The sequence below is a fragment of the Caldisericota bacterium genome, from assembly GCA_034717215.1.
GTDB lineage: Bacteria > Caldisericota > Caldisericia > Caldisericales > Caldisericaceae > UBA646.
Genome location: JAYELD010000123.1, coordinates 21,954 through 29,074, shown reverse-complemented (window position 1 = coordinate 29,074; position 7,121 = coordinate 21,954). Strand labels below are relative to the sequence as shown.

Genomic DNA, 7,121 nt, shown 5'->3' with positions numbered 1-7,121 from the left:
ATTCTTATACGGATTAATAGAAGAAAAAATTTTAAACGTATTATCTTTTATATCTATATTTTCAACCATAATTATTGCATTGTAACCAAAAGGAAGAGGGTCTCCAGTATTTAACATCACACCATCCTTACCCAATATCAAAGTCTTAGGATTAGCTAATGTTGCCCCTTGCGTATCTTCTGCATTTATAGCAATTCCATCGACAGCTGAAGCCGTATAAAACGGCGATGAAAACTTTGACCTCACTTCTCTTGAAACGATTCTGAAAGCAGATTCTTGGGTAGAAACTTTCTCTTCGTTAATTTCTCTTTTAAGTCCTAATTCATCCAGTACATCCCCCCAAATCTGCAATGCCTCTTTTAATGATTTTTTTTTCAAAAACAGTTCTCTTTCTACCATAATTCGAACATCACCTTTTCCCCTTTTTTCAGGCCTTCGCTCATAAGTGGAATGGTTATAATACCATCACCAAAAAGTAGAGGGCTCACAAATGCTGATTCAGAAAATATTGGTGTAACAAAGTTCCCACCATTATCCAAACTAAACTTCCCTATAATAAATTCTTCTCTTCCCTTACGTGATGGAATATTCTCGGTAATCTCTGCAAATACGATTTTTCTTTTTAATTTAATGCCCATCTTTTGGAATATAATATTTCGCACAACGCTTCGGTACACGAGGAAAGATGCAAGTGGATTGCCTGAAAGTCCCATAATAAGCTTACCATCGATCACTCCAAATACAGTTGGTTTCCCCGGCGAAAGATGCATCCCATGGATAACAACACCAAGTTTACCTAACGAGTTGATTGCCTCCACAGTAAAATCAAAGTTACCCTTACTTGTGCCTCCACTCATAAGGACAACATCATTTTCATTAAGCGCAGTTTTTAAAGCGGAGATAATCTTTTTCTTATCATCCTTCACAATTTCGTATCTGTTGACAATGAACCCGTCTTTAATAACCTCTGCAGCAAGAGCATAGCTATTGCTATCGTATACTTTACCTTTTCCAAGCTCTCCTTCGTCGCAAAGTTCATTTCCCGTAGCAAAAATACCTACCTTCACGGGTTTAAAAACAAAAACTTTTTTTATTCCAAAACTTCTTATTCCGGCAATCTTTTCAGGTGTAATAAAATCTCCTTTTTCGAGTATGATGCTGTTCTTTTTGATGTCATCGCCGACAGGTAAAACATTTTCCCCTCTTGAAACCTCTTTCGTAACAAAGATTTCATTGCCGCGCATTTCAGTATATTCAAACATAACAACAGCATCAGATCCCTCAACGACTACACCACCTGTCGGCGTAAAAACTGCTTCATCATCAGCTAAACAAATAGAAGGAAAATCTCCGATATGCGTCTCGCCAACTAATTTAAGCGGAATAGGATTACCGTTTGATGCACCCCTGATGTCTTCACAATGCACAGCAAAACCATCAACAAGAGATTTTTTAAAAGATGGAACACTAAATGACGCAAAAACATCCCTGCTAGCAACCCTGTTAACAGCAGATAAAATATCCATCTCCTCAAAAGAAGGGGAAAGAGTAATGAGAGAAGGTATCTTCTGTATTACATCAGTCCTTTTGCTTACAGTGAAAAACTTTTTAGGCATTTCTTAAAATCCTTTAAAACAACTTCAACAGGCTGATTAATCGAAATTTCGCTCTTTGAAAAAATTGGAGCATTAGGATCGCTGTTCACAGCAATAATATGTCTACCATTAACTCCGCTCAAATGCTGTAATGCACCTGAGATACCCAATGCAATATAGATATCGGGTGAAATAGATATACCTGTCTCTCCTATCATTCTTTCCTCGGAAAACATCCCTATATCCGCTAAAGGCCTTGTGCAGCCAATTTCTCCATTAATACTTTTTGTAAATTTCTCTACCTCTGGCATAAGAGAAGGCTTTACTCCTCTTCCTACTCCTACGACAATACGTGCTGTTTTAATAGGATTTGCAGATGTTTTTTTAACAGAGTTACATTGGATCAAATCGCTTGTCGCAAATGAAACATATTTAGGTTTTATAGGGGGCATCTCCGCCACTTTGTCATCTTTCAAAATAAGAAGCACGGGGCAAGAAACAGATAGTACCTCTGCAAAAAGATTATTCCCTCCGGGAACTGTGCCTATCAACCTGTCGCCATCCATTTTCAATTTCTTACTATGAGCAATAAGTCCAAGCCCTTTCCTGCCAGAAAAATAAGACGCAGTTTCTCTCAATATAAGGTCGGACGAAAAAAAGATGACATCAGGAGTAAGTTCTTCACACACTTTCATTAAAAAACTGCATCCTTCAATTACATTTGTTATTTCGTCAGATGGCACAAAGTTGGCACTGCTTTTTTTGTCAAAACTAGCAACAAAAATCTCCCCGCCTAGTTGGCTTACCTTTTCAATAATACCATTATGCTTGTTCACTACAATAAGAAATTTCATACGACACCTGCTTTCTCAAGAAAATCCGCAAGATGTTTAGCTCCGTTCTCTTTTATCAATTCAGTGTTAGATGGAAGCTCAACCTGAACAACATTCACTACTTCTGTCTTTGACCCTGATTTGCCAATTCTTTTTTCCGGGAGTTTCAACTCTTTGTTCGTATATATTTCAACGCTTTTTTTTCTCTCGTCCATAAGACTAAAAAGATTTACTGTTATGCCATTATTAATCCCTCTCCTTACAGAAACGAGTGCGGGCAATTTCAGTGTGTATCTCTCTATTGATTCTTCTCTCAATCGTTCTATTTCCAGTGATTTATCCATCTTTACAGAGCTTGCCTGAGAAACAAAAGGAATATCCAAAAGAGCTGCCATTTCGCCTCCAAGCTGACCCGTTGCCCCATCAAGAGAATAATCACCTTGCAGGATTAGATCGTAATCCGGAATAAGTTTTTTAATCGCACTGCCCAGAACGAAAGCCGTTGCAATAGTATCAGAACCAGCAAACGCTTTATCGGTAAGCAGTATCACGCGATCAAATCCGTACTTAAATAAAGTAGAAAGTAATTCGCTCTCCTTCAGAGGTGCCATTGATACAGCTATAAGTTCCCCACCTACCTCTTCTTTTAATTTTATTCCCCCCTCAGCAGCAAGAAGGTCAAGTGGGTTAAAAATAGATGCAACATTCTCTCTTACCACTCTTCCGGTTTCTTTGTCAATTTTAATCTCTTCAGGCACTACCTTTACAGTAACAACAATTTTCATCTTTCCTCCTCATGTTTAACCTAACTTTTCACCAATTTTTAATCTAGTTCCGTTAATAAATTCTGAAGCACAAATACGTCTTTTCCCTTCAATCTGCACTTCTTTAATAAGCAATGCACCCGCTCCGCATTGTACAACAAAACCTTCTTTTAGTAAATCAATAATTTCCCCGGGAGCTCCTTTATCAAGATCTAAAGTGTTTGCCTTAAATAGTTTAAGCCGTTTCCCTCTAAAAAAAGTAAATGAAGCAGGAGAAGGATAGAGTGCTCTTATCTTGTTGTATATACGTACATTATCTTCTTCCCAATGTATCAATTCATCCTCTTTTGTAATCTTCTTTGCATAACTTCCTTTTCCTTGCTGAGTTATTTCGCTGTAACTCCCACTTTTTACCATAGATATAGCTTGTTTTAACAATGGGATCCCTATATTTATAATTTTTTGCTCGACGTCTTCCCGCGTATCATCAAGCAAAATTTCGAGAGACTGCTTTAGAAGTACGCCGCCTTTATCCAATTTTTCATTTATTACCATAACAGAAATAGCACTCTTCGTCACACCATCCATTATTTGTCTCTCTATGGGAGCTGCCCCCCTGTACAATGGAAGCTCGGAAGGATGCAAGTTCAAAGCACATTGTGCAATGGATAAAATATAATCTGGAATAATTTTCCCGAAAGATACAACGACAAATAGATCAGGGGAAACAGATCCTATCCTGTCCTTACAGCTTAAATCAAACTTTTCAACAGTAATGAATGGTAGTCCAAGTCCTATTGCGCTTCTTTTTACAGGATTAGCGAAAAGGTTTTTCCCTCTCTTCTGTGGTTTATCGGGCATAGTAACGACAAGCACCGTATCTTCTTTTAGTGCTTCGAGAAATGGAATAGAAAAATAGGAAGAGCCAAAAAAAACAATTTTCATTTTCTCTTAAACCTTTTTACTAATTGTTCGGGCAGTTCATAACCCTCTTCTACGGTAAATTCTTCTATCTTTTCAATATAATCAGTAAAAATAATACCCTTTAAATGATCTGTTTCGTGCTGGAATACACGAGCTTTCAACCCATCCAGCTCCAGTTTAAATCTTTTGCCTTTAATATTTAATCCTTTAACAATGATTTTCTCAGCACGTTTCACTGGGCCATAAACACCTGGTACGGAAAGACACCCTTCTTCTTTTACTTCTTCTCCTTCTTTGGAAACAATCTCGGGGTTTATTACAACATCTTTGCCGTCATCCAGTTTATATACAAATAAGGCAATAGAAATCCCAACCTGCGGAGCAGCAAGCCCCACTCCGGGAACTTTGCTGGCATCCATTGTTTCAAACATTTCCTTTATAAGGTCGACTATTTTCTTATCAATACTTTTTATCTTTTGTGCCTTTTTTCTAAGCATCGGATTACCATACGTTATTATCTTCATATATCTATTTCTCCCTTCCTTAACACTACAGAAGCCTTGCCTCTACAATCAATTACAGTAGAAGAAACATTACTGCTTGTTACATTATACTCAAAAAGTATTGGATACACAGCGTCGCCAAAAATATGTACAACATCTTCTTTTGTAAGTAATGCAGGTCTATTAGATACATTAGCACTCGTCGCAAGAAGGGGCATTTTTATGTATGCAAGAAAATCAAGTAAAATGGGAAAATTCGGAATTCTTACACCAACGCTTGTCCCCTTGCCAAAAGGAGTTGTATACAAAACTTCGTCAGAATAAAACACTGCAGTCATTGGTCCCGGAAAATACGTCTTAAGTAGAGAATACGCGTAAGACGGGATAAGTCTTGCATATTTTAAAATCTCTGTGGAAGAATAAGTAAGCAAAGAAAGTGGTTTTTCAAAAGGCCTATTTTTTAATGCAAACAGTTTTTCCACTGCGAGCTGGTCCAGTCCATTCACGCCAATCCCTATGACCGTATCCGTAGGAAAAGCGATAATCTTGTGTTCCAGTAAAGCTTTCCTGGCTAATTCAAATTCTTTCATTTATTTAACTCCCCCGGCTATTCTATAAAACCCTGCAAGATCCTTTAAAATTTTAATATCTTTATATCCGGTTTTTTCCATTTCATTCCTTATTGCGTGTTCTATTCCATCGTCAATTTCAATAATCAACACCCCTTCTTTCTTTAAAAATTTATAAGATTTCTCAATAAGGCTCGGATAAAAATTAAACCCGTCATTCCCTCCGTCAAGGGCGTTAGTAGGTTCAAAATAAAGGTTTTTACAATTTTTCTTTTTCACATACGGAGGGTTAGAAATAACAATATCAAATTCCTCGTCAAAAGTAAGCTCATTATAATCTTTCCGTACAAAATCCACCCTGTCATATAGATCAAATTGCAATGCATTTTTTTTAGCCGTTTCAATAGCGACATCTGAAACATCGATGCCTAAACCGCTGCTTTTGTAGTTATAATAAAGAAAAGAAAGAATAATACAACCTGTTCCAGTGCCTATATCAAGCACATATTTCGCTTCTCCGTTAGATATTTTTATCGCCTCTTCCACTAACATCTCTGTCTCAGGACGAGGAATGAGTATTCCTTCCCGCACGAAAAAATCTAACCCCATAAAAGCTTTATGGTTTGTTATATAAGAAAAAGGGTATCCTGATTGCCGTTTTTTGACAAGCAATTTAAAATTTTCTTCGTCAGCAAGCAAAACATCTTTTGCAAGATTTGAAAGAATCTTTTCCCTTCCCATTTTTAATACATAAGAAAGCAAAAGCTCGGATTCTAAACGTGGAGTATCAGTTATATTATTTAGAGATTTTTGACCAAATAGAACAAGAGACTTTACATCCATTGACAAATCACTACTCTTTAGTTTCCAGCAGTTTTAACTGTTCCCTCTCGTCTTCTTCAATAAGCTTGTCGAGCAACTCGTCCATTTCTCCTTCAAGAATAGAAGGTAAATTATACAACGAAAAATTAATACGATGATCTGTCACACGTCCCTGCGGAAAATTATATGTCCTGATCCGTTCATTTCGATTTCCCCTGCCAACCTGAGAACGCCGTTTTTCAATCATCTCCTGGTCTTTTTGACTCTGAAAAAAATCATACAACCTCGCATAAAGAATTCTCATCGCTTTAATTTTATTCTGGAGCTGAGAACGTTCATCCTGACAGGTTACCATAATACCTGTTGGTTTATGCAAAATGCGTATAGCTGTTGCCACTTTTTGCACATTCTGCCCGCCATGCCCGCTAGCATGATAAACATCTATACGTAAATCCTCCGGGTTAATACTTTCTTCTAAATCAACCGTTTCTGCCTCAGGAAGGACTGCAACAGTCACAGTAGATGTGTGAATTCTTCCGGATGCTTCTGTTTCAGGCACTCTTTGAACTCTATGTACCCCACTTTCATATTTAAAACGCTTATAAGCATTTCTTCCTGAAATAGAAAAAATAATTTCCTTAAATCCTCCGATATCAGTTGGGCGAGCATCCATTATCTCTACTTTCCAGCCCTTCTTTTCAGCATATATTGTATACATTTTATACAAAGCTGCTACAAAAAGAGCCGCTTCATCCCCACCAACTCCTGCACGTATTTCCATAATAATATTTTTCCCATCCATTGGATCCCTTGGTAAAAGTGAAAGTTTTATGTCTTTGAGCGCCTTCTCCTTTTCTTCTGTCAGAGCCTCAATTTCTTTTTCGGCAAGCTTTTTCATTTCGGGATCGTCACTCATTAGTAAATCAGATGCCCCTTTCAACTCTTTTTCAAGTCTTAGAAATGTTCTAAACTTTTCTATGATATCCTGAAGTTCTTTACGTTCTACCGAATATTTTTTAATAAGTTGCTGATTGGAGAGCACTTCTTGTTTTGAAAGAAGGTCGGTCAGTTCATCATACCTTTTGACCAGTTTTTCTAACTTATTTTTCAT

At 37.3% G+C, this 7,121-nt stretch carries 9 protein-coding genes; all 9 read right to left on the bottom strand.

From position 1 onward, the window contains the following. On the bottom strand, window positions 1-399 hold a 399-nt coding region (locus tag U9Q18_05065), incomplete at its 3' end, for a molybdopterin biosynthesis protein (GenBank protein MEA3313729.1). Beyond that, window positions 393-1,616: a molybdopterin molybdotransferase MoeA gene (locus U9Q18_05060; GenBank protein ID MEA3313728.1), complete on the bottom strand. Its 1,224-nt coding sequence runs from the start codon at window positions 1,614-1,616 to the stop codon at window positions 393-395. The genes U9Q18_05060 and U9Q18_05065, both read right to left, overlap by 7 nt. Continuing rightward, window positions 1,592-2,449, bottom strand: a complete 858-nt coding sequence (locus U9Q18_05055; protein MEA3313727.1) for an electron transfer flavoprotein subunit alpha/FixB family protein — start codon at window positions 2,447-2,449, stop codon at window positions 1,592-1,594. Before U9Q18_05055 ends, U9Q18_05060 begins: the two co-directional genes overlap by 25 nt. Beyond that, window positions 2,446-3,213, bottom strand: coding sequence for an electron transfer flavoprotein subunit beta/FixA family protein (locus U9Q18_05050; GenBank protein ID MEA3313726.1), 768 nt, complete (start codon window positions 3,211-3,213; stop codon window positions 2,446-2,448). The genes U9Q18_05055 and U9Q18_05050 overlap by 4 nt, the downstream gene beginning before the upstream one ends. 15 nt (window positions 3,214-3,228) lie before the next feature. Continuing rightward, on the bottom strand, window positions 3,229-4,137 hold the full coding sequence (gene fmt, locus U9Q18_05045) for a methionyl-tRNA formyltransferase (GenBank protein ID MEA3313725.1): 909 nt from the start codon (window positions 4,135-4,137) through the stop codon (window positions 3,229-3,231). Continuing rightward, window positions 4,134-4,640 (bottom strand): peptide deformylase, encoded by a 507-nt coding sequence (gene def / locus U9Q18_05040; GenBank protein MEA3313724.1) that lies wholly within the window; start codon window positions 4,638-4,640, stop codon window positions 4,134-4,136. The genes fmt and def overlap by 4 nt, the downstream gene beginning before the upstream one ends. Further along, window positions 4,637-5,209, bottom strand: a complete 573-nt coding sequence (locus U9Q18_05035) for an L-threonylcarbamoyladenylate synthase (GenBank protein ID MEA3313723.1) — start codon at window positions 5,207-5,209, stop codon at window positions 4,637-4,639. Before U9Q18_05035 ends, def begins: the two co-directional genes overlap by 4 nt. Beyond that, complete coding sequence (prmC, locus tag U9Q18_05030) at window positions 5,210-6,031, bottom strand: peptide chain release factor N(5)-glutamine methyltransferase (GenBank protein MEA3313722.1); 822 nt, start codon at window positions 6,029-6,031, stop codon at window positions 5,210-5,212. Window positions 6,032-6,041: 10 nt separating this feature from the next. After that, the gene (gene prfA, locus U9Q18_05025; protein MEA3313721.1) at window positions 6,042-7,121 is read right to left on the bottom strand and encodes a peptide chain release factor 1; all 1,080 of its coding nucleotides are present in this window, start codon (window positions 7,119-7,121) and stop codon (window positions 6,042-6,044) included.